Below are 1550 nucleotides of genomic sequence, written 5' to 3'. Positions count from 1 at the left end.
GGTTATTGTGAAAACTAAAATTAACGAAACAGGAAAAAGGGAAACCCAAATAACCCTATCCCAATAGATAAAAAAGAATAGGTGTAAAAGACCGGATATATTTGAAAAATAAAGACGTACGTAATATAGTTAAGATAAGCTATTATGTCGTGGTGGCGATGAGCATGCCTGCAAGGCAATATTTGAGTCATAAAACTCGCCAGATTCCAACAGCTTGTAGATAAGCGTTAGAATCTTTCTCGCCACTGCAATAATAGCCTTTTTTCTGCCTAGTTTTCCCTGTCGCGACCAAAACCATAAAGCAAATGAACTCTTCCTTACCCGAACCGCTGCCCAAGCTACCTGGCATAAAATTGATTTAACATAAGGATTGCCATGTAATATCTTTTTTGATTTTACTTTTCCGGCACTTTCATCATTCCGGGGAGATAAGCCAGCCCAACAGCAAAGCTTGGCACTGCTGGAAAAGTGCTCCTGGGGTGTAGCACTGATCTCTGCGATAACCGTTAGGGCTGACAGAGTATCAATACCTGGAATGGAGTCTAACTGCTCTATGGCTGTCTGATACGGCGCAGCGACTTCCTGCATAGTCAAAAGAATATCTTCAATTTCTGTCTGTACCTGATCTATCTTTTTCAGTAATGTATGTAACAGTCTGCGTTCATGGAGGCCAAGTCGACCTTTGATGGCTTCGTGAATATCTTCTGTCGATGCCTTAACCCGGTTGTTTACAGCTTGGATGATATCACCAGGCGTCAACTGTCCCGTCTGAGATAACTTATACAGAAGATTTCTTCCGCTGAGTCCATAGATATTACTAAGCACTGTAGACAGCTTAAATCCATGGGTTTGCAGAAACTTTTCCAGCCGGTTTAGATACCGGCTTTTTTCACTTACAAAAGATCGATACAGTCTAGAATACTCCCGAAGATTTCTTATGACTTTATCAGGGACAAAACTAGCTTCCAGTAGCCCATGCCTCAATAGGGTCGCGATCCATTCTGCATCTTTGATATCACTTTTCCTGCCCGGCAGATTTCTCATATGGTGAGCATTAACAACCATCAGGCACTGGTAGTCTGTGTGTTGTTCTTCTATAGCTTCGTATACCGGTCGCCAATATACTCCCGTGCTTTCCATGGCGATATGGTTGCATTCATGCTCAATCAGCCAGTTAACGAATTGTTCCAAATCAGCTGGCAGAGCTTTGAATTCTGCTCGAACCACTTCAGGGTTATCGCTTAACCCTTTTAAGATACAAGCTTGTACAACATCTCGATGGACATCTACTCCACAACAACAGGGTAACAAGGCTTGCACTACAACCACCCCTCGTACGTAATTAGCAGGATGGATTGTCTGATTTTTTAAAGTTTATTGTTCGCTGTTTATCAGCAATTCTCTGTACTCTAAGACAATCTGATCATGTTCTAAAAGCGGAGTTATCTCCAAACCGTCCCTCGATCTATTCCTGCTCCTTTGAGTATACCATGTCCGACTTGTTTTCATCGATTCTCCTGTGACTTACTCCTTTTTGTCATGGTTGTTCT

1 protein-coding gene is annotated in these 1550 nt (G+C 42.1%); it reads right to left on the bottom strand.

Going from position 1 to position 1550, the window contains the following annotated elements:
• Positions 1 to 129: 129 nt before the first annotated feature.
• Positions 130 to 1320, bottom strand: a complete 1191-nt coding sequence (locus F3H20_RS19745; protein WP_188128431.1) for an IS110 family RNA-guided transposase — start codon at positions 1318 to 1320, stop codon at positions 130 to 132.
• Positions 1321 to 1550 lie beyond the last annotated feature (230 nt).

Origin of the sequence: Propionispora hippei DSM 15287 (assembly GCF_900141835.1) — a bacterium.
GTDB lineage: Bacteria > Bacillota > Negativicutes > Propionisporales > Propionisporaceae > Propionispora > Propionispora hippei.
The sequence above is the reverse complement of the archived record's forward strand: the minus strand, read 5'-3'. Positions and strand labels throughout refer to the sequence as shown.